A 23040-nucleotide genomic window follows, 5' to 3' on the forward strand; every position below is an offset into this window, starting at 1 on the left:
CCCGATGCGGTACCCCGTTTTTTTCGATAGTATGTATCTAAAAGGAGGATACATGTTGGAAACTGTTAGTCTTGATCAACTCCGGACCTTTATAGCGGCGGCCACGGAAGGCAGCTTCTCTGCCGCAGGGAGAAAATTAAGGCGTAGTCAATCTGTGGTAAGCCATACTATTTCTAATCTAGAGCATCAGGTGGGCGTTAAGCTTTTTGTAAGAGAGTCGCGCTACCCCACTTTGACCTCTGAAGGGAATATTTTATTTATAGAGGCAATGGAGGTCATTAATAGAGTTAATGACTTTAAGACTACGGCCAGGAAAATATCGGAAGGGATGGAGTCAGAGGTGTCCCTTGTCGTGGACATTATGTTCCCTATGGGTTTGCTAACTGCGGCAGTTAAGGCGTTACATGAAAGTTATGATAGCGTCGCAGTTAATATTACTGTTAATGCTCTGGGGGGCACAGTACAGCCTTTATTGGATAAATCCTGTCAGATCTCGATAATCGGTTTTCTTCCAGAGCTGCCGCCTTCAATTAGCTGTGATTTTCTGCTGTCTACCTCGCATGTTTTTGTCGCATCTCATGACCACCCGCTATCACTACAAAGTTCAGACCTCTCCAGAAAAGAGGTCAGCAAACATGTTCAACTCATAATAATTGATAAAACTAATGTTTCTAAAGACCTTAATTTTGGCGTCGTATCGCCGAAGGTGTGGAAGTTAACGGATTTGTCGGTCAAAAGAGAGTGTTTATTGGCAGGACTTGGCTGGGGAAGCATGCCATACCAAATGGTAAAGCAAGATATCGAAGATAAAAGACTCACCCCGCTTAAAATAAAAGATATGTCAGAAATGTTCTTCTTAATGCCGATGTCCGTGGCCGTTAACTCATCCAATCCACCTGGCCCTGCGGGCCGCTGGTTGGTTAATAAGTTGAAAGCGTTGAGTGCCAAATATGAAGGGGAAAATCCTGACGAAGGTTCGAAAAATTGATAACAAAGCTGTCTGGATTTTACTGATAAAAGCCATTAAGTTGATTATACCTCTAGTGACTAAACCTACCTGACTGGGAAAAATGACAAAATTAATTGAATTTAGCGCCATTACCGAAGCAGCAGAACGGCTCAACGGTAAAGTTATTCGTACCGCCACTATTCCAGGGCCGAAACTGACCGAAAAACTACAGAGACCGGTTTTTCTGAAACTTGAAAACACGCAGCTTGGTGGTTCTTTTAAAGCACGGGGCGTGCTTAACAAGTTTTTGAGCCTGGCGGATGATGTTAAAGATAAGCGGTTTGTGGCGGTGAGTGGCGGTAATTTTGGCATTGCGATAGCCGAGGCGGCGAAGATCTTTGGGGCTGATGTCACTATTATTATGCCGAAAAGTGCTCCGGCAACCGCCATCTACCGGGTGGGTGAACTGGGCAGCTCTGTTATCGTGGAATCTGACGTTCACGCTGCGTTTGAGCGGGCTAAAATTTTGGCTGACCAGGGATACGTAGTCATTGATGATTGCAACGACTCGCTGATCGCCGAAGGGCACGGAACCCTGGCGCTTGAGTTCATTGCCGACTGCCCGGAGCTTACCGACGTCCTGGTTGCGGTGGGAGGTGGCGGTATGCTGGCCGGTGTGGCAACCGCGCTAAAAGCCATAAAGACAGAGATTAGAATTTGGGGGGTTGAAACCTCTGGGGCAAGTTCGATGCACCAGGCATTGCGCGCCGGCAAGCCGGTGAACATTGAGGTCACTTCAATTATTTCTACTCTCGGTGTACCTGTCATTGATAAAGTGATGCTGGCCCATGCTCAAGCTTATATCGAGGAAGTGGTTGTGGTATCGGATAAGGCCGCGATAGAGGGAATGGTGGCCTTTGGCGAAGAGGCAAAACAATGGGTTGAACTGGCGTCCGGGACGCTGATACCTGCGGCTATGACCATTGCTCCCAAACTTCCCGCTGAAGCCGTCATCGGGATTGTAGTGTGCGGTGGAAATATCTCCCATCAGGACATGTCTAAATGGGTTGGCTACTCGCAAACCCTGTGATTTAGCCCCTGTGGAGTTTATTCAGGCAATAAAAAACCCGATAGTCTTGAACCTAAAAAGGCGGGACTAACGGGCTCCACAAAATGGGGACATCAAAGAAAAGCAGTGGCACTAATTAAGACTACCCCCTGAAAGGAAAGTTCTCACCGGGGATAAAAATTTCAAATTATTTTTGCCACTGATTCATCTTCTTTGCTTATCGGTTAGCCGAGGATCCCCGGCCATAACACCACAATCAGCGAGCCCGCCAGGGTTAACAGTACGTTAGCGATGGCGTAGGTCCCGGCATAGCCCAGCGCCGGGATGTTGCTGCGCGCGGTGTCGCTGATAATTTCCATCGCGGGTGCACAGGTGCGGGCCCCCATAATCGCACCGAACAGCAGGGCGCGGTTCATACGCAGCACGTAGGCGCCGAACAGGAAGCAGATGACCACCGGTACCAGACTGACGATTAACCCGGAGATTAGCATCTGGCCGCCAACGGCACCGAGGCTGTTGCCGATACCGGCACCGGCGCTCAGACCGACACCGGCCATAAACACCATCAGGCCGAACTCTTTCACCATGTTCAGCGCGCCCTGCGGAATGTAGCCGAAGGTCGGGTGGTTGGCACGCAGGAAGCCGAGCATGATGCCCGCCATCAGCAGACCGGCGGCGTTGCCGATGCCGAATGAGAAATTGCTGAACTGAATGGTGATCTGGCCAATCAGCAGCCCGATGATAAAGAAGGCGCAGAAGGCCAGCAGGTCGGTGACCTGGCTGTGGATTGAGATAAAGCCGATCTTCTCCGCCACGCTTTTCACCCGTCGGGCGTCGCCACTGACCTGCAGCACGTCACCTTTGTTGAGCACGATACTGTCGTCGATAGGCATTTCAATCTGACTGCGGATCACCCGGTTGAGGAAGCAGCCATGATCGGTCAGCTTCAACTGGCTCAGGCGCTTGTTTACCGCATTGCTGTTCTTGACCACGATCTCTTCGGTGACGATGCGCATGTCCAGCAGATCACGGTCGAACACTTCTTTGCCATTACGGAAGCTGGGGTCCAGTCGTGCATGGGCATCCGGGTAACCAACCAGTGAAATCTCATCGCCCACCTGCAGCACGGCGTCGCCGTCCGGGTTAGCCAAAATACCGTTGCGGCGGATACGTTCGATATAGCAGCCGGTCTGACGATAAATGCCCAGCTCACGCAGATTTTTGCCATCGGCCCAGGCCACCAACTCCGGGCCAACGCGGTAAGCGCGGATGACCGGCAGGTAAACCTTGCGTTGGCTATCGGTGTCCAGGCCGCGTTCACGGGCAATTTGCTGGGCAGAGGTGGAGAGGTCTTGATGTTGCAGCTTGGGCAGATAGCGCGCGCCGAAAATCAGGCTCACCAGGCCAATCAGGTAAGTCAGTGCGTAGCCGAGGCTCAGATGATCCTGCGCCGCCAGCAGGGCGGGACCATTGGTGATGGTATTACGCAGCGTATCGCCGGCGCCCACCAATACCGGGGTCGAGGTCATGGATCCGGCGAGCATGCCGGCGGTCAGGCCGATATCCCAATGGAACAGTTTGCCGAGGCCGATGGCGATCACCATTGCGGAACCGACCATCACCAGCGCCAGCATCAGGTAATTTTTGCCGTCGCGGAAAAATATCGAGAAAAAGTTAGGTCCGGCTTCCACACCCACACAGAAAATAAACAGCATAAAGCCGAGATTCAGCGCTTCGGTGTTAATGGCGAAGTGTTGTTGGCCGAGCAGCAGCGAAACCACCAAAACACCAATGGAATTACCGAGTTGAACGGAGCCCAGACGGACTTTACCGAGGCACAGCCCCAGTGCGAGTACCACGAACAGTAACAGGATGTAGTTACCGTTTAACAAACTAGCGACGTTTATGTTCACGTAGGATAACTTATTGTTTACCAGTAAGTGCTTGATATAGATAAATATAAGATATAAATTCAGTCAAAAAGCGACGTCATAAATAACTAACCAGCGAAAGGCGATTCGAACCATCGATCGGCGGCGTTTATTCTAGTCGCTATGGCGCGTGACAGCCAGCATAAAGCTGGATCCATGCCCTGCCGAAAGCATTTAACTCTCTTTAGGCCAAGGAAAAAGTTCAGTTCAGCATTGTCGGTTTACGGCAAGGCGTCACCGGCTTTGTGGCACGGCTGATTTTTACGGTGGTTAACGAGGTTAAAGGGGAGGGGGCATGGCGAGTGAACGGTATTGGTGGGGAATTTTAAGCTGTTTTCTGCTGTTCAGCCTGGTGTATCTCGGCCAGCAGAGTGGGGCATTTGGCAGCACGGATCATGAGCATCGGGGTGAAACCGGCCTGCTGCTGTTTGTGCTACCCGGCGTGGTCGCGAGCTACTTGTCGAGCAAAAAACGTATTCTCTGCCCGCTGTTGGGGGCGTTGTATGCACTGCCGCTGTGTCTGGTCATCCGTCATTTCTGGCTAACGCCGTCTGCCTCGGTCTGGCAGGAGCTGGCTTATGCGACCAGCGCAGTGTTCTGGTGCGTGTTCGGTGCGTTGCTGGCTCTGTTTGTGCGTAGCCTGTTGCAGGCCTACCGCCAGTGTCATCGTGGCTAACGGCAATAAAAAAGGCGCTCTAAGCGCCTTTTTGTCGTTCTGCCTGAAACTTACTGGAACAGGTTCAGGTTGTCTTTGGCATAAGCTTCGAAATCGGTGCAGCCGCCGATGTGTTTCTCATCGAGGAAAATCTGCGGTACGGTTTCTACCGGCTTGCCGACGGTTTTTTCCAGGTCGGCCTTGGTGATGCCTTCAGCGTGGATATCAACATAACGGAAGTTGAAATCGTCACGTTCTTCAGTCAGTTTTTCCGCCAACTCTTTCGCACGGACACAATAAGGACAGCCTGGGCGCCCGAAGATAACTGCAAACATGCAACACTCCTTAGATTGATATTCAATAATTTACTCGCAACTGCAATGACATTCTGTCAGTCAAAAAAGACTTAAGCTTGAGCATTACCCGCATTGATGGCGACTACTATGCCCGTTGGGTCGGCGAAAAAAAAGCAGGAATTACCTGTTACTCTGATTCATGTAACCGATTAAGCCGCCGGGGCTGTCGTCATCAATGGGAATTCACTACACTGGAGGCAGAGCTTCTGGAGAAGAAAAATATGCGTTCATTCGGTGACTTACCGCGTACGGTGCTGGTTTTGGAAGGGCTGGGGATGCTGTTGTTGGTGCTGGCCTATTTGAGCATTCACAGCCACGTCCAATTGCCGGGGTGGCTGGCTTCACAGCAGGCGGCGGTGGGGATGATTTTCCTCGGCGTGGCGCTGATGGTGCCGGCAGCGGCGTTTCTGGTTTGGCGTGTGGTGCAGGGGTTTGGCCCGTTGATGCGTGGTGGTCAGCCGCCGCAGAACGATCGGCCCAAGCCTGCAGCGAAAATAACGCCGGACGATAAAAACGACAATGAGCCGCGTGCCTGAGTCACGGCCGCCGCTGACAGGCCTGCCAGGCAGGTGTTTGCCTTTTTGGGGTGACAAGTGAAAATTGCCATTCTTTCGCGCGATGGAACGTTGTACTCATGTAAGCGTTTGGTTGAGGCGGCGGAGCAGCGCGGCCACAGCATTGAGGTTATCGATCCGCTCTCCTGCTATATGAACATCAACCCGGCGGCACCGACTATCCATTATCGCGGTCGTCAACTGGAGCGTTACGATGCGGTGATCCCGCGTATCGGCTCCGCCATCACCTTTTACGGCACCGCGGTGCTGCGCCAGTTTGAACTGCTGGGCAGCTACCCGCTGAATGAGTCGGTAGCGATCACCCGTGCACGCGACAAACTTCGTTCGCTGCAGTTGCTGGCGCGGCAGGGGATCGATCTGCCGATCACCGGGTTTGCCCATTCGCCGGACGACACCGGGGATTTGATCGAACTGGTCGGCGGCGCGCCACTGGTGGTCAAGTTGGTGGAGGGCACCCAGGGTATCGGCGTGGTGCTGGCGGAAACGCGTCAGGCGGCGGAAAGCGTGATTGATGCCTTTCGCGGCCTTAACGCCCATATTCTGGTGCAAGAATACATTCGCGAGGCACAGGGCAGCGATGTGCGCTGTCTGGTGGTTGGCGGAAAAGTGGTGGCGGCGATTGAGCGCCAGGCCAAACCCGGGGAGTTTCGTTCCAATCTGCACCGTGGCGGCACCGCCCGCAAGGTGAACATCACCGCCAAAGAGCGGGCGATTGCGGTCAAGGCCGCCATTACGCTGGGGCTGGACGTCGCCGGGGTGGATATTTTGCGTGCGGCGCGTGGTCCGCTGGTGATGGAGGTCAATGCTTCGCCGGGCCTGGAAGGGGTGGAGAGCACCACCGGGTTGGATATCGCCGGCAGGATGATCGAGTATATTGAGCAGCGCGGCAGGCCAGGTTTTAGGTTGAAATCGGGCGGATAAGTGGCTTGCAAAAAATTCGCCTTTCCGCGGCTGGAGTTGTGGCTTTTTCTCAACCATATTTACCTTAATAGCGAATTAAGCCGCATTGATCGTGGCGTAGCGGGGCAATATTCCGTAAGCTATGCGCCTTTTCGCGTTTTGAATATTGTGAGGCTGGTATTATGGATTCACTCATTGTCCCTGATTTGGCATTGTTACGACGCTGGCTGGATCAATCGGGCATTTCTTTCTTTGAGTGCGATTCCTGTCAGGCGCTGCACCTGCCGCACATGCAAAATTTCGACGGCGTATTCGATGCCAAGCTCGATCTGGTCGACAACGTGCTGCTGTTCTCTGCGCTGGCAGAGGTGAAGCCGACCGCCTTGATCCCGCTGGTGGCCGATCTCAGCCAGATCAACGCCAGTTCGCTGACCATCAAAGCCTTTGTTGATATCCAGGACGATAACCTGCCGAAGCTGGTCGTCTGCCAGTCGCTGAGCATCGCCGTTGGCGTCACGCTGGAGCAGTTCACCCACTTTATGCAGCAGGGCGAAGAGCAAATCTCGATGGTGATCCTCGAGGCGCGGGCGAACGATCTGCTGTTTATGGGTGACGAAGAAGATAACACGGCTGTGACTGACCGCCTGCCAATGCTGCACTGATCCCCACTGTACATTATGTGTGCCGCTGCTCTGGCGGCATGCTGCCGTTATTCCCTTCCGCAATAATATATTCTGCGTTTTACCCTCTGTTACCAGATATTCTTCGTCGTTTATGCCCTTAATGCCGTATCACATACAGACAAACTGCATAAAAAATCGATAAAAGCCGGTTTTAACCCCGGAGGCTGGTGCGTTCCGGCAACAGCGGTTATGCTGCTGATTCTGCTAAGGGCTTGCGATTCCCCTGGTGACCATGCGGGCTGAGCAACTGAAAAAGGCGTATGCAATCAATTGCATAGCCATTCAATCCGCGGTTGCAACGATTGCGCTCGATCAGGAAAGGTTTTGTATCCTTTCGCGATACAAGTTCAATTCTATGATTCACCCCTGTTTTGGAGGAAGTTACGGATGGTCACCCAACGTAAAAAGTGGTTATCGGGTGTTGTTGCCGGCCTGCTGATGGCCGGGTCCGTCACAGCGTCAGCCGAGGAAAAAACGCTGCACGTCTATAACTGGTCCGACTATATTGCGCCGGATACCTTAGCCAAATTCCAGAAAGAAACCGGCATTAAAGTGGTGTACGACGTCTTTGACTCCAACGAAGTGTTGGAAGGCAAGTTGATGGCGGGCAGCACCGGTTATGATCTGGTAGTACCTTCATCCAACTTCCTTGAGCGACAGTCGAAGGCCGGTATTTTTGAGCCGCTCGACAAGAGCAAAATGCCGAACTACAAAAACCTTGATCCCGAGATGCTGCAACTGGTGGCTCACAATGACAAGGACAACAAGTACGGCATTCCTTACCTGATGGTGACCACCGGCATCGGCTATAACGTCGATAAAGTGAAGGCGGTGCTGGGCAAAGATGCCCCGGTCGACAGCTGGGATCTGATCCTCAAACCGGAAAACCTCGAGAAGCTGAAGAGCTGTGGCGTTTCCTTCCTGGATGCGCCAAGTGAGGTGTATGCCACCGTGCTGCACTATCTGGGCAAAGATCCCAACAGCACCAACGCAGCGGATTACACCGGTGCGGCCAACGATCTGCTGCTCAAGCTGCGGCCGAACATCCGTTACTTCCACTCTTCCCAGTACATCAACGATCTGGCGAACGGTGACATCTGCGTAGCGATCGGCTGGTCTGGCGACGTGATGCAGGCGGCCAACCGTGCCAAAGAAGCGAAGAACGGCGTGAACGTCGCTTATGCGATCCCGAAAGAAGGGGCCCTGACTTACTTTGACATGTTCGCCATGCCGGCAGATGCCAAAAATAAGGACGCTGCCTACCAGTTCCTGAACTTCCTGATGAAACCGGACGTGATGGCAGGGATCAGCAACTATGTGTACTACGCCAACGCGGTGAAAGATTCCACTCCGCTGGTCAATGCCGAGGTGCGCGACAACCCGAACGTGTACCCACCGGCCGATCTGCGCGCCAAGCTGTTTACGCTGAACGTGCAATCGCCGAAGCTGGACCGTGTGATTACCCGCGCCTGGACTAAAGTTAAAAGCGGGAAATGATAGATAGGGGCTCAGTACGCTGAGCCCGGTATCATACCAGCAGGCGGGTGCTCCCCGCCTGCGTTGCCATTTTGGGCCATGGCAATCGCCGTGGTTTTTTGTACTGTTTGCACCGGAGAGCACCCCGATTGAACGACGCTATCCCTCGTCCTCAAGCCAAGTCGCAGAAGGTCTTCACCCCTCTGCTGGAAATCCGTAACCTCACCAAAACCTTTGATGGCCAAAACGCGGTAGAAGACGTCAGCCTGACCATCTATAAGGGCGAAATATTTGCCTTGCTGGGCCCCTCCGGCTGCGGAAAATCGACGCTATTGCGCATGCTGGCCGGCTTTGAACAGCCGACGGAAGGGCAGATTGTGCTCGATGGGCAGGATATGTCGCACGTGCCGCCTTACCAGCGGCCGATCAACATGATGTTCCAGTCCTACGCGCTGTTCCCGCACATGACAGTAGAGCAAAACATCGCCTTTGGCCTGAAGCAGGACAAAATGCCGCGCGCAGAAATCGCCGCTCGGGTGGCGGAGATGCTGTCGCTGGTGCACATGCAGGAGTTTGCCAAACGTAAACCGCATCAGCTGTCTGGTGGTCAACGCCAGCGGGTGGCACTGGCACGCAGCCTGGCCAAACGGCCAAAGCTGCTGCTGTTGGATGAGCCGATGGGCGCCCTGGATAAAAAGCTGCGTGACCGCATGCAGTTGGAAGTGACGGATATTCTTGAGCGGGTCGGTGTGACCTGTGTGATGGTTACCCACGATCAGGAAGAAGCCATGACCATGGCGGGGCGTATCGCCATCATGAACCGTGGCAAATTTGTGCAGATCGGCGAGCCAGAAGAGATCTACGAGCATCCCAACAGCCGCTTTAGCGCCGAATTTATCGGCTCGGTCAACGTGTTTGACTGCGTACTGCAAGAGCGTCATGACGATGGATTGATCCTGCAAAGCCCCGGCCTGCGCCATGCGATCAAGGTGGATTCCGATGCCTCGGTCGTGGATGGCGTGCCGATCCAGGTCGCGCTACGGCCGGAAAAAATCATGTTGTGCGAAGACGTACCGCAAGATGGCTGCAACTTTGCGGTCGGGGAGGTGGTGCATATCGCTTACCTCGGCGATCTGTCGATCTACCACGTGAAGTTGCACAGCGGTCAGATGATTAGCGCCCAATTGCAGAACGGCCACCGATTCCGCAAAGGGATGCCGACCTGGGGCGATGAAGTCCGCCTGAGCTGGGAAGCCGACAGCTGTGTCGTGTTGACGGTGTGAGTTGAGAAGGTGAGGAATAATCATTATGACAATGCTTGCTGAACGCACGCCGCCGGAACCTCCTGCCAAAGGACCCGGTCCGCTGAAAGCTTTTTTCCAACGCCTGCAGATGGCCCATGGCCGCAAGCTGGTGATTGCGATGCCGTTGCTGTGGTTGACGCTGCTGTTCTTGTTGCCGTTCCTGATTGTGTTCAAGATCAGCCTGGCGGAACTGGCGCTGGCCGTACCGCCTTACACCGACCTGATGAGTTGGGCAGACGGCAAGCTGGACATCGCGCTCAATTTCGCCAACTACCTGCAATTAACTGACGATCCGCTGTATCTGGACGCCTATCTGCAATCGCTGCAGGTGGCGGCGGTGTCGACGGTGTGTTGCCTGATCATCGGCTACCCGCTGGCCTGGGCTGTGGCACACAGCAAATCCTCAACCCGCAATATCTTGCTGTTGCTGGTGATCCTGCCGTCGTGGACCTCGTTCCTGATCCGCGTCTACGCCTGGATGGGCATCCTGAAAAACAACGGTATTCTGAATAATTTCTTGTTGTGGTTGGGGGTAATCGATCAGCCGTTGGTGATCCTGCACACCAATCTGGCGGTGTATATCGGCGTGGTGTATTCCTATCTGCCGTTTATGGTGCTGCCGATTTATACCGCGCTGACGCGGCTGGATTATTCGCTGGTAGAGGCTTCGCTGGATCTGGGCGCCAAACCGTTGAAAACCTTCTTCAGCGTGATTATGCCATTGACCCGTGGTGGCATTATTGCCGGTTCGATGCTGGTGTTTATTCCGGCGGTGGGTGAGTTCGTGATCCCCGAACTGCTGGGAGGGCCGGACAGCATTATGATCGGGCGGGTGCTGTGGCAGGAGTTCTTTAATAACCGCGACTGGCCGGTGGCCTCGGCGGTTGCTACCGTCATGTTGCTGCTGTTGATCGTGCCGATTCTCTGGTTCCACAAGCACCAGAATAAGGAAATGGGGGGGCGGGGATGAACAACTTGCCGGTAGTGCGCTCACCGTGGCGTATCGCCATTCTGGTGATAGGCTTCACCTTCTTGTACGCACCGATGTTGATGTTGGTGATCTACTCGTTCAACAGCTCCAAACTGGTGACGGTGTGGGCCGGTTGGTCGACGCGCTGGTATACCGCGCTGTTCCATGATTCGGCGATGATCAGTGCCGTCGGGCTCAGCCTGACCATTGCGGCCGCCTCAGCGACTGCCGCGGTGGTGTTGGGGGCGATTGCGGCGATGGTGATGGTGCGCTTTGGGCGTTTCCGGGGGTCAACCGGTTTTGCCTTTATGCTGACCGCTCCACTGGTTATGCCGGACGTGATCACCGGCCTGTCGCTGCTGCTGCTGTTTGTGGCGATGGGGCACACCTTTGGCTGGCCGTCGGAACGCGGCATGTTCACCATCTGGCTGGCGCACGTCACCTTCTGTACTGCCTATGTTTCGGTGGTGATCAGTTCGCGTCTGCGTGAGTTGGATCGCTCGATCGAAGAGGCGGCGATGGATCTGGGCGCCACGCCGTTGAAAGTGTTCTTTGTGATCACTTTGCCGATGATTGCCCCGGCGCTGATCGCCGGCTGGATGTTGGCGTTTACCTTGTCGCTGGACGATCTGGTGATTGCCAGCTTTGTCGCCGGACCGGGGGCGACCACCTTGCCGATGTTGGTGTTCTCCAGCGTGCGCATGGGGGTTAATCCGGAAATCAACGCCCTGGCGAGTTTGATCTTGCTGGTGGTCGGCGTTATCGGCCTGATTGCATGGTGGTTTATGGCGCGCTCGGAAAAACAGCGATCGCGCGAATTACAAAAGGCTGCCCGTAGCTGAGTCTGATTAAACCTGCTATTTTTGCAATTATTGGTATTGCAATTGATTACCTGACTTTATATATCTCGTTTGAATATACCCTATAGCTTTCGAGTTACAGCTAGGCGGCCAGCTCGCTCATCCCCAGGCGCTTACTTAAGTAAGTAACTGGGGTGAGCTAGCGCAGGTAACAACGCTGTAACTTGAAAGATGACGGGTATAGGAGGCGTTTCGTTGCGGAACATGGACATGTCAAACATGCTGAATAGCAGGCAGGGAATGAGAACGACTTCAGATGCGCCAGTGCCGGTGATGGTGGCCGGAACGGCGATGGTGGCGATCAAGTGCATCAGCGTGCTGTTGCTGTTGGGCGAGCTGGGCGTCGATGGCGCTCAGGAGTTTGTCAGCACCAGTGCGCAGGCCTGGGATTCCACCCTGATATTTTTGGCCGGTCTGGTACTGCTGTGCCTGCAAATTAGCTGCGGTTTCGCGGTGATGCGCGGTCGCAACTGGGGCCGTTGGGTCTATGTGGCCTGCCAGTGTCTGGTGGTTGGTTATCTGCTGTTGGCGACTATTGGCAGCTTTCTGCCGGAGGTGTTTACTGTCGAAGGTGAAACCAGCGGCCAAATTCTGCACGTGCTGATCCTGCAAAAAATCCCGGACGTCGTCATTCTGGCGTTAATGTTTGTTCCCGCCACCAGCCGCCGTTATTTCGCCGCGCGCAATTGAGATTTTAACGGCGTAGAGTGATAAACTCTGCGCCCTTAATTATTCACCCCGAACTCAGGGTTATCTTCATGCATTGCGCTTTGTATACGGCGGGCACCTGCCGTTCCTGTCAGTGGCTGGAAAAGCCTTACCCGCAGCAACTGACGGACAAACAGCATCATCTGCAATCACTGCTGGCCGACCGTGACGTCGCACAGTGGCTGGAACCGATCGCCGGTGAGCAGAGCGCATTTCGCAATAAAGCCAAAATGGTGGTCAGCGGCAGCGTAGAGCGTCCGCTACTTGGCATGCTGCATCGCGACGGTACGCCGGTGGATCTGAGTGCCTGCCCGCTGTATCCGGCCAGTTTTGCGCCGATGTTCGATGTGTTGAAAAGCTTTATCGCCCGCGCCGGTCTGACGCCCTACAACGTGGCGCGTAAACGCGGTGAACTGAAGTACCTACTGCTGACTGAAAGTACCCACAGCGGTGGCGTAATGCTGCGTTTTGTACTGCGTTCCGATAGCAAACTTGCGCAACTACGCGCAGCGCTGCCGTGGCTGCAACAGCAGTTGCCGCAGCTCAGGGTGATCTCCGCTAATATTCAGCCGGTGCATATGGCGATTATGGAAGGGGAACGGGAGATCCCGCTGACCGGGCAGCAGGCCCTGGAAGAGCGGTTTAATCAGGTGCCGCTGTACATCCGCCCGCAAAGCTTCTTTCAGACCAATCCGCAGGTGGCCGCCGAACTTTACTCCACCGCTCGCGACTGGGTACGGGCGCTGGCTATCGACAGCATGTGGGACCTGTTCTGCGGTGTGGGTGGGTTTGGCCTGCATTGTGCCCAGCCGGAAACACGGCTGACCGGCATTGAGATCAGTGCCGAGGCGATTGCCTGTGCGCGCCAGTCGGCGGAAACCCTGGGTTTGCAACACGTCGATTTTAAGGCGCTGGATTCTACTCAGTTCGCTACGGCCGAAGGGAGCGTGCCGCAACTGGTGCTGGTCAATCCGCCGCGCCGCGGTATTGGCAAGGCGCTGTGCGACTATCTGAACCAGATGGCACCAAGCTATATTCTGTATTCGAGTTGCAACGCCGAGAGCATGGCGAAAGACATTGAGATGTTGCCGGATTACCGCATCGAGCGCGTGCAGCTGTTTGATATGTTCCCGCACACCGCCCATTACGAAGTGCTGACGCTGCTGGTTCGGCAGTAATCGTAGATTGAGGTTATACTGAGCCCAATAGCGAGGGGATAACATGAAACAGCACAAGCCACAGAGACAACCCGGTAAACTGTCGTCAGAGCGCATTGCGCGTGCCGTTGCCACTTCCACGGCCATTGAAACCGGGCAGGCGTCAGCCCAGTTGGCGGCTACATTGGCCGAAAAGCGTGAAAAATACGCTTATTTACACCTGGCTCTTTAGCCACCTGTCAGCGCCTGTCTAACCCAATCCTGCATCGGCCGATAATCCATCAACATCCCATGATGAATAGCGGCGATATACTGCGGTCGGTTGTTTTCCCAACTGCCATAATCCAGGGGTTCAAACCCCGCCTGAACCGCCATCACGTCCGATAATAAACGCGCCAGCCGACCATTTCCCTCGCGAAAAGGATGGATCAGAATCAGCTCAATATGGGTAATGGCGATGGTTTCAATTAACAGGGTTTCATCCATGGTAGTGCAGGGCGTGGCATCCCACGCCCTGCACAGCGCTTACTGTGGGAACCACTTGTCGTTAATGGCTTTGTAGGTGCCGTCGGCCTTGATGGCGTCCAGCGCGCTATTAAGCTTGGTCAGCAGCGCCTGATTGTCTGGTCGTACCGCAATGCCCAGTCCGGTACCGAAGTATTGTGCATCGGTAACATGCTCGCCGACCGGGGCCAACTGAGGGTTGTTCTTCAGCCACTCATTCACCACGGCAGTGTCACCGAAGACCCCGTCAATGCGGCCATTTTTCAGTTCGAGAATGGCGTTCTGATAGCTGTCGTAAGAAACGGTGTTAATCTCCGGATGCTTGTCCTGCATGTATTTTTGGTGAGTGGTGCCGTTCTCCATGCCGATCTTTTTCCCTTTCAGATCCGCCAGCGAGCTGAACTTACCTTTCTCGGCAATCACAATCGCCGAGTTGGCGTAATAGGGCTGGGTGAAGGAAACTTGCTTGCTGCGCTCGGGCGTGATGTCCATTCCGGAAATCACGGCATCGTATTTCTTGAATTTCAGCGCGGCTATCAGGCTGTCGAAGGCCTGGTTGGTGAAGGTGCATTCGGCCTTCATTTGTTTGCACAATGCGTTGGCCAGATCGATATCGAAGCCCACGATCTTGTTATTGGCATCCAGCGACTCGAACGGCGGATAGGTGGCGGAAGAGGCGAAGCGAATGGTCTCGGCTGCGCTGGCGTTGAAGGCGATGCCCGCTAATACCGTGGCGGCCAGTAATAGTTTTTTCATGCTTAAAACTCCTGTCTGCAAGTCTGCGTGTTTTTATCTCGTCACCGCTTGATTTTACTGACAATAACCCAGATGTTTTGGCGGCTGTTGCTCGGTGTTAACCCTGCCATTTAATGAATTAATATGCAATATAAATGATTAAAAATTTGCATTGGGTATAAAAAAGCCCCGCGCGAGGGCAGGGCTTTGAGAGCGTGGGTCAACTCACTCAGTTGCGGCGTTCGAAAGCCAGTGCCCGGCGTTCCACCAGACGCATCAGCAGCGTCAGCAGGCCGTTGACGCACAGATACACCAGCCCGGCGGCACCAAACACCATCACGTCGTAGGTACGGCCATACATCAGTTGGCTGTAGCCCATCACTTCCATCAGAGTGATGGTGTAGGCCAGAGAGGTACTTTTGAACACCAGCACCACTTCGTTGGAGTAAGACGACAGCGCACGCTTAAAGGCGAACGGCAACAGGATACGCAACGACTGTGCGCGTGACATGCCGAGCGCTTCGCACGATTGCCACTGACCGGCCGGGATAGCCCGCACGGCACCGTAGAACAGTTGGGTGGTGTAGGCTGCACTGTTTAGCGCCAATGCGATCATTGCACACAGCCACGGCTGCGACAGCAAATCCCACAGCCACGGATATTCGCGGATCGCCGGGAACTGGCCGGGGCCGTAGTAGATCAGGAAGATCTGCACCAGCAGCGGCGTACCGGTGAACAGGGTGATGTAGATTTTCACCAACGGCGTCAGGATCGGCGTTTTCAGCGTCAGGATCACCGTCAGCACCAGTGACAGCACCAGCGCCACGATCAGGGCGGTAATGGTCAGCGTCAGGCTGGTGTGCAGCCCTTTGAGAATTTCAGGCAAGAACTCAAACATCAGGATGGCCCCCGCTCAAAACGCGTGGTGCGCAGTTCGATGCGTTTAATGATGTACTGGCTGAACAGGGTGACCACCAGATAAATCGCCGCCGCAATCACGTACCAGGTAAAAGGCTCCTGGGTGCGGGTAGCGATGCTTTTGGTTTGCAGCATCAGATCGTTAACGCTGATCAGTGACACCAGCGCGGTATCCTTCAGCAACACCAGCCACTGGTTACCCAGGCCGGGTAGGGCATGACGCCACATCTGCGGCATGATCAGGCGAAAGAAAATCGCCGTGGTGCTCATCCCCAACGCCTGACCGGATTCCCACTGTCCCTGCGGTACGGCCTTCAGCGCGCCACGCAGCGTTTGCGAGGCATAGGCAGAATAGAGCAGGGCGAGGGCAATTACGCCGCACAGGAACGGGCTGACTTCGAAGTTATCAATCGCCAGTTGGACCGGCAGTTGGAACAGGCCAAGGTTCAGGGTGAAGCCATCGGACAGCATCAACAACAGCTGCGATGAGCCGAAATAGATGAACAGCACCACCAGAATTTCCGGCAGGCCACGCAGCAGGGTGACCCAGGCGGTGCCGAGCCAGCTAACCACTTTCCAGCGCGATGACTCCCAGACGGCAAACAGCATCGCCAGGATCAGCCCAAGGATAAGGGCGCAAACGGCAAGGCCGACGGTCATCCCGGCGGCGCTTGCTAAAGGTTGAATTTCATTCATCGGAGTTGATTACTGCTGGAACCATTTTTTGTAGATGGTTTGGTAAGTCCCATCCTGTTTGATCTTGTCCAGAGCGGCGTTGAACTTGCCCTGCAGATCGGTATTTTTCTGGCGAACGGCAATGCCCAACCCGGTACCGAAGTAGTCTTTATCGGTCACCTTATCGCCTACGGCGGACAGTGCCGCATTTTGTTTCAGCCATTCGTTGACCACCGCAGTGTCACCGAACACCGCATCAACGCGGCCATTTTTCAGATCCAGAATGGCGTTCTGATAGCTGTCATAAGGCACGGTGGTGATTTCCGGGTGCTTGTCGGTCAGGTATTTCTGATGGGTGGTGCCGTTCTGCACGCCCACTTTCTTGCCTTTCAGCGCAGCGACATCAGCCACTTTGCCTTTCTGGGCAACAAACAGGGCGGAGTTGTCGTAATACGGCTTGGTAAACAGCACCTGTTTTTCACGCTCAGGCGTGATGTCCATACCGGCCATCACCGCGTCGAAACGCTTGAACTTCAGGCTTGGGATCAGGCTGTCAAAGGCCTGATTGGTGAAAGTGCACTCGGCCTGGATCTCTTTACACAGCGCGTTGGCCAGATCGACATCAAAGCCCTGGATCTTGTTGCTGGCGTCAATAAATTCAAATGGAGGATAAGAAGCTTCGGTAGCGAAACGGATAGTTTCGGCTGCGGAGGCGGAAACGCTGATGCCAGCCAGAACGGCGGCGATTATTAGTTTTTTCATCGCAAACTCCCCAAATTACAGCAAGTAGAATTGTTAGTGTGATAAGTAATTGGCAAACTCGGTGGTCTGTGGATGCTTGAAGTGACTGGCATCGCCCTGTTCCACAACGTGGCCGTTTTCCATGTACACCACGCGGCTGGCGGTTTTGCGCGCCACTTCCACTTCGTGGGTCACGATCACCTGGGTGATGCCGGTGCCGGCCAACTCGCGAATGATGCTGACGATTTGGGCGGTAATTTCAGGATCCAGCGCGGCGGTCGGTTCATCAAACAGCAACACCTGCGGTTCCATCATCAGCGCGCGGGCAATGGCCACGCGTTGTTGCTGGCCACCGGAAAGGTGCAGTGGGAAACGATCGGCAAAGTCGGTCAGGCGCAGGCGCTTCAGCAGCTTGTCGGCACGCTCCATCGCCTGAGCCTTGGTCAGGCCCAGTACGCGACACGGTGCTTCGATCAGGTTTTGCACCACTGTGAGGTGAGGCCAGAGGTTGTATTGCTGGAAGACCATGCCGACATTCTGACGCAGCTCGCGAATGGCTTTTTCGCCCGGAGCCTGTTTGAAGTCGAATTGATTACCGGCAATCTGCAATTGGCCTGAACGTGGCATTTCCAGCAGATTTAACACCCGTAGCAATGAGCTTTTCCCCGCGCCGCTAGGACCCAGCAGCACTAAGGTTTCCCCTGCTGGGCAATCCAGCGTGATGTCAAACAGCGCCTGATGTGCGCCGTAATAGCAGTTGATACCGTTAAGTTGAATGCTCATGCGCCAAAATTGAATAGATATTGATGCCGCGAATGTTAACTTCCACAGAATACTTATGCAATCTTTGTGCGTTAAAATTTATTACTGCGCGGCAGAATAGTAAAAGGATAGCACAAGATACCGCGACTCAGGTTCGAAGGGGGGATTTGTCGTGCATGCTGTGAGGTAGGTAGCGAAATTTCTTAAAGTGAACAAATGTTGAGCGCAATCAGGGCATTTTTCTAACCACCGGCACCGTGGGGCACCGGTGGTTGAGTTGGCTTACTGGTTTTCCAACACCTGGCGCAGCGTACCGCTGGCGGCGTGTGGCGGCACGTTCAGATAGCGGATGTCGTCGACCACCCAACAGGTGCCCTCACGTACCATCAACACTTCATCCTGCCAGTTGACCGCGCTGCCGCCGTCTTTCTGGTAGCTGAGCTGAACGCGCAGCGGGATATTTTTGGCATCGGTATTAGGAATGGTCGACGCGCTGGCGACGGTTGCGCTGGTCGGCCCCTGAGCATTGCCGGTGAACAGATCGCCAGTGATCTGATGCTTGCCCGGGTTCTGGTTGGCCGTCACCAGGTCCTGGTACAGCACTTTACTCAGGTAAGGTTGCAGTTGCGCCAGACGGTTGCTGTCCGGCAGGGTGGTGCCGGTACCCTGTTGCAGACGCAGATCGTAAAATTTCTGTGCGACCGTATCCGGGCCACCTTCCACACAACCGCCGGTACGGGTGCCGATATCCTTGAATGCCGGTTCAACGGTGGTGCAGGCACTCAGTAACAGCGCTAAGGGAAAAACTGCTGCAATCGTTTTTGTTTTCATCTCATTACCTTATGTGAAAGTCTCTACCATGAAGACCACTAGCCTACAGTATAAATGCGATTTCGGGCCTTGCATTCGTACTGCGTGCCATTTCATAACAGAACATAATGGCAAATCAATGGTCAGATAAATGAGATGAATCAATCAAGCAAGGAGTTTTGATGCAGCTTTCAACCACCCCGACCCTGGAAGGGTTTACCATTACCGAGTACTGCGGCGTTGTCACCGGCGAGGCCATTTTGGGCGCCAATATTTTTCGCGATTTCTTCGCCGGCGTACGTGACATCGTGGGTGGCCGTTCCGGCGCTTACGAGAAAGAGCTGCGCAAAGCACGCCTGATCGCTTTCCAGGAACTGGAAGAGCAGGCACAAGAATTGGGGGCCAATGCGGTGGTCGGCATTGATATTGATTACGAAACCGTGGGCAAAGACAGCAGCATGCTGATGGTGACCGTCAGCGGCACCGCGGTAAAAGTCAGCCGTTAATCCCTCCTCTCACGCCCCGGCAGCCGCCGGGGCGTCATATCTTTATTCCACCTTCCGTGGTTCAATTTTTAAGGGGCGGTGTTCCTGCGGCCTGGCTGCGGGGGCCGGGCGATGCTCTGTCCGCACCTGTTGCTGATGGAACGGGTTCCGCGGGGTATCCGACCGTTGCTGTATCGGCTGCGGGCGGGAAACCGGGGCTACGGGTGTGCTACGAACTACCGGTTTAGTGGCCGGTGGGCGAGTGACTTGCTGTACGGCATGAGGCGCGGTTATGCGCTGTTCCGGTTGGCGCATTGGCCGGTTTTCTGCTTGATGAACCGGTGGGGTGCGTATCGGCTGCGGTTGCCGTGCTTCAGCGGGGGCCGTGTGTTTGAACGTCGGTACGCTCATCGGCGACTGAGTATGGGCCGAAGGTGTCAGTACATGGGGCGCAGCGGTGGCTCCCGTGCGCGTAAAGTTCGGTGTCGTCATTGGCTGATGCATATTGGCCACGGGTGTCTGAGGGGCAAAGTGAGGCTGCTGCATTGTGGCCAGGTTCGGTGCCGGGTGGGTCGTTGGCGCAGCGAAACGCGGCGCCTGAACCACCGGCGTGTTGCGGTAGTTATTCACGGTGTTGCTACGGTTCACATTATTAAATTGATTGATATTGGTGACGCGGTTAATCACCGTGGTGGAATGCGAAATATAGGGGGCATTGTTGTAGACAACCGGTTGACGCCGATTATTCCAGTGCACATCCCAGCTATGCCAGTCGTCATGATGATTCTGATTAATCAATGCCCCAACCACGATACCTACGCCAAAGCTGATCACGCCGGTTGCCAGCATATCGCCGCTGCTGTAGCCGGGAGCACTTTGATAGTGGTAGCTCGGATAGGCGGGTACCGGTTCGCCATAGGCCACCCAGGGATCGTAACGCGGTACGTAAACCACATCCGGCTGGCTGGGCTCAATCACAATGGTTTGCGCTGGTGCGACGACCACACTTTGCGGGTAGGGCTGTTGCTCAACATATTGCGTGGCCGGGGTGACGATCACCCTTTGCTGCGGCGAGGTTTTTAGCGTGCCTTTGGCGGTGGCGCGTTGACGCATCACCTGAATAGCGTTCATCACGTCGCTGGGATCGTTGAGATAAGCATCACCCAGCGCGGTGGTCCAGGGGATATTTTTCGCCATCTGATCCAGCACGTCAGGGAATTGTACCAGCCCGCGCACGCTGGGGTCCCAGGGCTGAGCACCCGCAGCGTTGGCAAGCGCAGTCGGTTGCAGGCCGCGGTTTTGTGCCAGCCAGTTATCCGCCGCGCTGACTTGATCGGGATAACCGGCCCCCGCCAACACCTGCGCTAACAATTTGTCAGGAAAAAGCGCCACCGGGCTGACCAACTGGTACAGTTGATCGGCGCTCAACGGCGTATAGGCCGGTGCCGCCACGGGAGATGCGGCGGCCGCCGGAGATGTGGCTGCAGGCGGCGTGGCCCCCATGGCGTTGGCCACTGTTTTTTGGTCACAGCCGCTGAGCGGCAGCATGGCGACGCAGATCAGCCAGGCGAGACTGTTTGGCTTGAACATGGGTGACTCACTTTTATCAGCGCAGGTAATAATATGAGGCTACCATCTGCCAGAGAGTCCGCCAGCTCAGCGCAACACTCACTTGCACATCTGGCATCTCTGTCATCATTAATTGAATAACTTGATTATTGGATACAGATTAATCAATCCGGATTACAAATTGGGCAACCTAAATCGCAGGAGGGAATCGTGAAAATTTGGCCAGGGATATTTGCCGCCGCGCTGCTCGCAGGCTGCCAAAGCGTGCCGCAGGACACCATTGTCGATCATGGCGGCTATCAGCTTGAAACCCTGCATCAGGCGCAGGGCGCAGACCAACGCATTCGTTTTTTGGTGATGCATTACACCGCCGAAGATTTCCACTCCTCATTGAAAACCCTGACGGATGAACACGTCAGCGCGCATTATCTGTTACCGGCGCACCCGCCACTGGCGCAGGGCAAACCGGTGGCTTTCCAACTGGTGCCGGAAGCATTGCGCGCATGGCATGCCGGGGCCAGCAGCTGGCGCGGCAGAACCAACCTGAATGACACCTCGATTGGTATCGAAATCGTTAATCGCGGGTTCAACCGTACCCTGCTGTTTACCCACTGGCAGCCGTATACGCCACAGCAAATTGCCCTGTTGATCCCGCTGAGCCAAGATATTATCCAACGTTATGGTATTCAGCCGACGGACGTAGTCGGGCACAGCGATATTGCGCCGCAGCGCAAGCAGGATCCCGGCCCGTTATTCCCCTGGCAGCAACTGGCGCAGGCGGGGATAGGCGCCTGGCCGGATGAGGCGCAGGTGCAGAAACTCTTGGCCGGGCGGGATAAGCATGCCGAAGTGCCGCTGGCGCCGTTGATGGCAAAGCTGGCGAGTTACGGTTACGGGATTGATGCGCAGTGGGATGTCCGGCAGCAGAAAAACGTGCTGGCGGCGTTTCAGATGCATTTCCGGCCCAGCGATTATCGCGGTGAGCCGGATGCCGAGAGTGAGGCTATTGTCGACGCGCTGCTGCTGAAGTACGGTGCAGCCCGTTAATTACAGGCCGTGCAGTTTACCGTGATCTTTCAGCCAGCGGGCGGTGCGGGAAATGCCTTCGTCCAGCGAAATAATCGGTCGGTAGTCCAGCTCTTGCTGGGCGCGGGTAGTGTCCAGCGTCAGATCAAAATTGAGCTTGGCGACGCCATAGTGGGTCAGCACCGGCTCTTTTTCACTTTTGCTGCCGAGCTTTTCCATGCCGCGCGCCATCATGTCGAGCATCGGGTAGGGGACCGAACGGATCCGGCACTTCATGCCCAGTTCGTCGATCAACTGCTGCACCACGCTATGTAACTGACGCGGTTGCTGGTTGGTGATGTTATAGGCGCGGCCTGATGGGGTATTTTCTTTCTGGGTTGCCAGCCACATGGCGTGCACGGCGTTTTCCAGATAGGTCATGTCCACCAGCGCAGCACCGCCGCGTGGCAGCAGCAGGTTGCCGTAGCGTTTGATCATCTGCAGCAAACGCGGCAGCATCACCTTGTCGTGCGGTCCGAATAACCCCTGAGGACGCAGGATGGTGAAGTGAGTCTGCGGGTTGGACAGCGCCAACTGCTGGATCACGTGTTCACCGGCGGCCTTGCTGCGTGCAAACTCATTGGCATAGCGCGCAGGGCGGAAGTCTTCGGTAACGTTGCGATGGTGATGATAGTCGAAGTAAACCGCCGGCGAAGAGATATGGATAAACTGCGCAACACCGTAAGCCGCTGCCCATTCGCCCAGGCGACGGGTCGCGCGCACGTTGGCCAGTTCAAACGCCTCTTCGGTACCCCAGGGGGAGGTGAAACTGGAGCAGTGCCACAGCACGTCCACATCGGCCAGCATGGCTTTGGCCTGCGATGAGATCAGGTTGGTAAGATCGGCATGAATGAATTCCGCACCCATTTTTTCCAGCAGGCTGCCCATGGCCTGGTTGCGACCGGTCGCGCGCACTTTTATGCCCTGACGGCGCAGATATTCAACGGCGTTACGGCCTAACCCACTGGTTGCACCGGTGACCAATACCTTCATAACGAACTCTATTCTCACCAAAAATCAGAATGCTGACGGCCTTCAGCGGCACAACAGCAAATAAGATGCCATTCTTCCGTTATTTCGTGCTCTATGCAATCGGAAAGGGCCTAAGCACAGCAGTAAACTGTGCGGTTGATCGACAAATAAGCGCTATACCCGTCATCTTGCAAGCCGCAGCGTTGTTAGC

25 protein-coding genes and 1 pseudogene are annotated in these 23040 nt (G+C 55.0%); 15 read left to right on the forward strand and 11 right to left on the reverse strand.

The features are described 5' to 3' along the window. Positions 1 to 52 precede the first annotated feature (52 nt). Both NHG65_RS08245 and NHG65_RS08250 read left to right on the forward strand, forming a co-directional pair. Positions 53 to 988 carry a LysR family transcriptional regulator gene (locus NHG65_RS08245; protein WP_499183150.1) on the forward strand — a complete coding sequence of 312 codons (936 nt, stop codon included), beginning with the start codon at positions 53 to 55 and terminating at the stop codon, positions 986 to 988. Positions 989 to 1070: 82 nt separating this feature from the next. Next, a complete protein-coding gene (locus NHG65_RS08250; protein ID WP_499183151.1) occupies positions 1071 to 2039 on the forward strand; it encodes a threonine ammonia-lyase in 969 nt (322 codons plus the stop codon). Between the two features lie 203 nt (positions 2040 to 2242). Here the strand turns inward: NHG65_RS08250 and NHG65_RS08255 are convergent, their stop codons facing one another. After that, on the reverse strand, positions 2243 to 3931 hold the full coding sequence (locus NHG65_RS08255; protein ID WP_085116017.1) for an aspartate:alanine antiporter: 1689 nt from the start codon (positions 3929 to 3931) through the stop codon (positions 2243 to 2245). Between the two features lie 313 nt (positions 3932 to 4244). Here NHG65_RS08255 and NHG65_RS08260 point away from each other — a divergent pair, with 313 nt between their 5' ends. Continuing rightward, positions 4245 to 4625: an inner membrane protein YbjM gene (locus NHG65_RS08260; RefSeq protein WP_099065107.1), complete on the forward strand. Its 381-nt coding sequence runs from the start codon at positions 4245 to 4247 to the stop codon at positions 4623 to 4625. Between the two features lie 50 nt (positions 4626 to 4675). Here NHG65_RS08260 and NHG65_RS08265 read toward each other — a convergent pair whose 3' ends face one another. Further along, positions 4676 to 4939 (reverse strand): GrxA family glutaredoxin, encoded by a 264-nt coding sequence (locus NHG65_RS08265; RefSeq protein ID WP_099065106.1) that lies wholly within the window; start codon positions 4937 to 4939, stop codon positions 4676 to 4678. 242 nt (positions 4940 to 5181) lie between these two features. Between NHG65_RS08265 and NHG65_RS08270 the strand changes: the two genes are divergently transcribed. The 10 genes from NHG65_RS08270 to NHG65_RS08315 all read left to right on the forward strand — a co-directional run bounded on the left by NHG65_RS08270 (position 5182) and on the right by NHG65_RS08315 (position 13825). Then, positions 5182 to 5496 carry a YbjC family protein gene (locus NHG65_RS08270; protein WP_261252879.1) on the forward strand — a complete coding sequence of 105 codons (315 nt, stop codon included), beginning with the start codon at positions 5182 to 5184 and terminating at the stop codon, positions 5494 to 5496. 57 nt (positions 5497 to 5553) lie between these two features. Next, positions 5554 to 6456 (forward strand): 30S ribosomal protein S6--L-glutamate ligase, encoded by a 903-nt coding sequence (rimK, locus tag NHG65_RS08275; protein ID WP_099065104.1) that lies wholly within the window; start codon positions 5554 to 5556, stop codon positions 6454 to 6456. A 161-nt stretch (positions 6457 to 6617) separates the two neighbouring features. Continuing rightward, the gene (locus tag NHG65_RS08280; RefSeq protein WP_499183152.1) at positions 6618 to 7097 is read left to right on the forward strand and encodes a type III secretion system chaperone family protein; all 480 of its coding nucleotides are present in this window, start codon (positions 6618 to 6620) and stop codon (positions 7095 to 7097) included. Between the two features lie 408 nt (positions 7098 to 7505). Continuing rightward, positions 7506 to 8615: a spermidine/putrescine ABC transporter substrate-binding protein PotF gene (potF, locus tag NHG65_RS08285; RefSeq protein WP_207980111.1), complete on the forward strand. Its 1110-nt coding sequence runs from the start codon at positions 7506 to 7508 to the stop codon at positions 8613 to 8615. A gap of 128 nt (positions 8616 to 8743) precedes the next feature. Then, positions 8744 to 9877, forward strand: a complete 1134-nt coding sequence (gene potG / locus NHG65_RS08290) for a putrescine ABC transporter ATP-binding subunit PotG (protein ID WP_099065101.1) — start codon at positions 8744 to 8746, stop codon at positions 9875 to 9877. Between the two features lie 25 nt (positions 9878 to 9902). Continuing rightward, positions 9903 to 10868 (forward strand): putrescine ABC transporter permease PotH, encoded by a 966-nt coding sequence (gene potH, locus NHG65_RS08295; protein ID WP_390899990.1) that lies wholly within the window; start codon positions 9903 to 9905, stop codon positions 10866 to 10868. Further along, positions 10865 to 11710 carry a putrescine ABC transporter permease PotI gene (gene potI / locus NHG65_RS08300; RefSeq protein WP_099065100.1) on the forward strand — a complete coding sequence of 282 codons (846 nt, stop codon included), beginning with the start codon at positions 10865 to 10867 and terminating at the stop codon, positions 11708 to 11710. The genes potH and potI overlap by 4 nt, the downstream gene beginning before the upstream one ends. Positions 11711 to 11938: 228 nt before the next feature. Next, positions 11939 to 12418, forward strand: a complete 480-nt coding sequence (locus NHG65_RS08305) for a YbjO family protein (RefSeq protein WP_099065099.1) — start codon at positions 11939 to 11941, stop codon at positions 12416 to 12418. A gap of 68 nt (positions 12419 to 12486) precedes the next feature. Continuing rightward, complete coding sequence (gene rlmC, locus NHG65_RS08310) at positions 12487 to 13614, forward strand: 23S rRNA (uracil(747)-C(5))-methyltransferase RlmC (protein ID WP_499183153.1); 1128 nt, start codon at positions 12487 to 12489, stop codon at positions 13612 to 13614. Positions 13615 to 13657: 43 nt separating this feature from the next. Further along, complete coding sequence (locus NHG65_RS08315) at positions 13658 to 13825, forward strand: hypothetical protein (protein ID WP_170925006.1); 168 nt, start codon at positions 13658 to 13660, stop codon at positions 13823 to 13825. On the opposite strand, the pseudogene NHG65_RS08320 reads toward NHG65_RS08315, so the two are convergent. The 7 genes and pseudogenes from NHG65_RS08320 to NHG65_RS08350 form a co-directional block, all read right to left on the reverse strand. Further along, a pseudogene (locus NHG65_RS08320) lies at positions 13822 to 14094 on the reverse strand (Fic family protein); the annotation flags it as partial. The gene NHG65_RS08315 and the pseudogene NHG65_RS08320 overlap by 4 nt on opposite strands. 24 nt (positions 14095 to 14118) lie before the next feature. Then, positions 14119 to 14853, reverse strand: a complete 735-nt coding sequence (locus NHG65_RS08325; protein WP_099065097.1) for an arginine ABC transporter substrate-binding protein — start codon at positions 14851 to 14853, stop codon at positions 14119 to 14121. Positions 14854 to 15061: 208 nt separating this feature from the next. Next, positions 15062 to 15730: an arginine ABC transporter permease ArtM gene (gene artM / locus NHG65_RS08330; protein WP_085116031.1), complete on the reverse strand. Its 669-nt coding sequence runs from the start codon at positions 15728 to 15730 to the stop codon at positions 15062 to 15064. Beyond that, positions 15730 to 16446 carry an arginine ABC transporter permease ArtQ gene (gene artQ / locus NHG65_RS08335; RefSeq protein ID WP_099065096.1) on the reverse strand — a complete coding sequence of 239 codons (717 nt, stop codon included), beginning with the start codon at positions 16444 to 16446 and terminating at the stop codon, positions 15730 to 15732. Before artQ ends, artM begins: the two co-directional genes overlap by 1 nt. 9 nt (positions 16447 to 16455) lie before the next feature. Continuing rightward, positions 16456 to 17187, reverse strand: a complete 732-nt coding sequence (artJ, locus tag NHG65_RS08340) for an arginine ABC transporter substrate-binding protein (RefSeq protein ID WP_499183154.1) — start codon at positions 17185 to 17187, stop codon at positions 16456 to 16458. 33 nt (positions 17188 to 17220) lie between these two features. Then, complete coding sequence (gene artP / locus NHG65_RS08345) at positions 17221 to 17949, reverse strand: arginine ABC transporter ATP-binding protein ArtP (protein WP_099065094.1); 729 nt, start codon at positions 17947 to 17949, stop codon at positions 17221 to 17223. A gap of 261 nt (positions 17950 to 18210) precedes the next feature. Then, on the reverse strand, positions 18211 to 18759 hold the full coding sequence (locus NHG65_RS08350; RefSeq protein ID WP_112350289.1) for a lipoprotein: 549 nt from the start codon (positions 18757 to 18759) through the stop codon (positions 18211 to 18213). A 161-nt stretch (positions 18760 to 18920) separates the two neighbouring features. On the opposite strand from NHG65_RS08350, the gene NHG65_RS08355 reads away from it, so the two are divergent. Next, positions 18921 to 19244 (forward strand): heavy metal-binding domain-containing protein, encoded by a 324-nt coding sequence (locus NHG65_RS08355; RefSeq protein ID WP_099061814.1) that lies wholly within the window; start codon positions 18921 to 18923, stop codon positions 19242 to 19244. A 42-nt stretch (positions 19245 to 19286) separates the two neighbouring features. Here NHG65_RS08355 and NHG65_RS08360 read toward each other — a convergent pair whose 3' ends face one another. Beyond that, entirely contained in the window at positions 19287 to 20813 is a 1527-nt protein-coding gene (locus NHG65_RS08360; RefSeq protein WP_499183155.1) for a DUF3300 domain-containing protein, read from the reverse strand. A gap of 189 nt (positions 20814 to 21002) precedes the next feature. Here NHG65_RS08360 and NHG65_RS08365 point away from each other — a divergent pair, with 189 nt between their 5' ends. Then, positions 21003 to 21839, forward strand: coding sequence for an N-acetylmuramoyl-L-alanine amidase (locus NHG65_RS08365; RefSeq protein WP_099061812.1), 837 nt, complete (start codon positions 21003 to 21005; stop codon positions 21837 to 21839). On the opposite strand, the gene NHG65_RS08370 is transcribed toward NHG65_RS08365, so the two are convergent. Next, a complete protein-coding gene (locus NHG65_RS08370; protein ID WP_085116039.1) occupies positions 21840 to 22850 on the reverse strand; it encodes a 3-beta-hydroxysteroid dehydrogenase in 1011 nt (336 codons plus the stop codon). Positions 22851 to 23040 lie beyond the last annotated feature (190 nt).

The sequence above is a fragment of the Serratia myotis genome (genome assembly GCF_027474885.1).
GTDB lineage: Bacteria > Pseudomonadota > Gammaproteobacteria > Enterobacterales > Enterobacteriaceae > Serratia > Serratia proteamaculans.

What these genes read in the sequence shown, in the direction of transcription:
- NHG65_RS08260 (WP_099065107.1), top strand. Translation starts at nt 4,245, where the DNA reads ATGGCGAGTGAACGGTATTGGTGGGGAATTTTAAGCTGTTTTCTGCTG.
- NHG65_RS08325 (WP_099065097.1), bottom strand. Translation starts at nt 14,853, where the DNA reads ATGAAAAAACTATTACTGGCCGCCACGGTATTAGCGGGCATCGCCTTC.
- NHG65_RS08350 (WP_112350289.1), bottom strand. Translation starts at nt 18,759, where the DNA reads ATGAAAACAAAAACGATTGCAGCAGTTTTTCCCTTAGCGCTGTTACTG.
- potF (WP_207980111.1), top strand. Translation starts at nt 7,506, where the DNA reads ATGGTCACCCAACGTAAAAAGTGGTTATCGGGTGTTGTTGCCGGCCTG.
- artQ (WP_099065096.1), bottom strand. Translation starts at nt 16,446, where the DNA reads ATGAATGAAATTCAACCTTTAGCAAGCGCCGCCGGGATGACCGTCGGC.
- NHG65_RS08280 (WP_499183152.1), top strand. Translation starts at nt 6,618, where the DNA reads ATGGATTCACTCATTGTCCCTGATTTGGCATTGTTACGACGCTGGCTG.
- NHG65_RS08265 (WP_099065106.1), bottom strand. Translation starts at nt 4,939, where the DNA reads ATGTTTGCAGTTATCTTCGGGCGCCCAGGCTGTCCTTATTGTGTCCGT.
- NHG65_RS08315 (WP_170925006.1), top strand. Translation starts at nt 13,658, where the DNA reads ATGAAACAGCACAAGCCACAGAGACAACCCGGTAAACTGTCGTCAGAG.
- NHG65_RS08250 (WP_499183151.1), top strand. Translation starts at nt 1,071, where the DNA reads ATGACAAAATTAATTGAATTTAGCGCCATTACCGAAGCAGCAGAACGG.
- artP (WP_099065094.1), bottom strand. Translation starts at nt 17,949, where the DNA reads ATGAGCATTCAACTTAACGGTATCAACTGCTATTACGGCGCACATCAG.
- NHG65_RS08360 (WP_499183155.1), bottom strand. Translation starts at nt 20,813, where the DNA reads ATGTTCAAGCCAAACAGTCTCGCCTGGCTGATCTGCGTCGCCATGCTG.
- potI (WP_099065100.1), top strand. Translation starts at nt 10,865, where the DNA reads ATGAACAACTTGCCGGTAGTGCGCTCACCGTGGCGTATCGCCATTCTG.
- NHG65_RS08370 (WP_085116039.1), bottom strand. Translation starts at nt 22,850, where the DNA reads ATGAAGGTATTGGTCACCGGTGCAACCAGTGGGTTAGGCCGTAACGCC.
- artJ (WP_499183154.1), bottom strand. Translation starts at nt 17,187, where the DNA reads ATGAAAAAACTAATAATCGCCGCCGTTCTGGCTGGCATCAGCGTTTCC.
- NHG65_RS08270 (WP_261252879.1), top strand. Translation starts at nt 5,182, where the DNA reads ATGCGTTCATTCGGTGACTTACCGCGTACGGTGCTGGTTTTGGAAGGG.
- artM (WP_085116031.1), bottom strand. Translation starts at nt 15,730, where the DNA reads ATGTTTGAGTTCTTGCCTGAAATTCTCAAAGGGCTGCACACCAGCCTG.
- NHG65_RS08245 (WP_499183150.1), top strand. Translation starts at nt 53, where the DNA reads ATGTTGGAAACTGTTAGTCTTGATCAACTCCGGACCTTTATAGCGGCG.
- rlmC (WP_499183153.1), top strand. Translation starts at nt 12,487, where the DNA reads ATGCATTGCGCTTTGTATACGGCGGGCACCTGCCGTTCCTGTCAGTGG.
- potH (WP_390899990.1), top strand. Translation starts at nt 9,903, where the DNA reads ATGACAATGCTTGCTGAACGCACGCCGCCGGAACCTCCTGCCAAAGGA.
- NHG65_RS08305 (WP_099065099.1), top strand. Translation starts at nt 11,939, where the DNA reads ATGTCAAACATGCTGAATAGCAGGCAGGGAATGAGAACGACTTCAGAT.
- NHG65_RS08355 (WP_099061814.1), top strand. Translation starts at nt 18,921, where the DNA reads ATGCAGCTTTCAACCACCCCGACCCTGGAAGGGTTTACCATTACCGAG.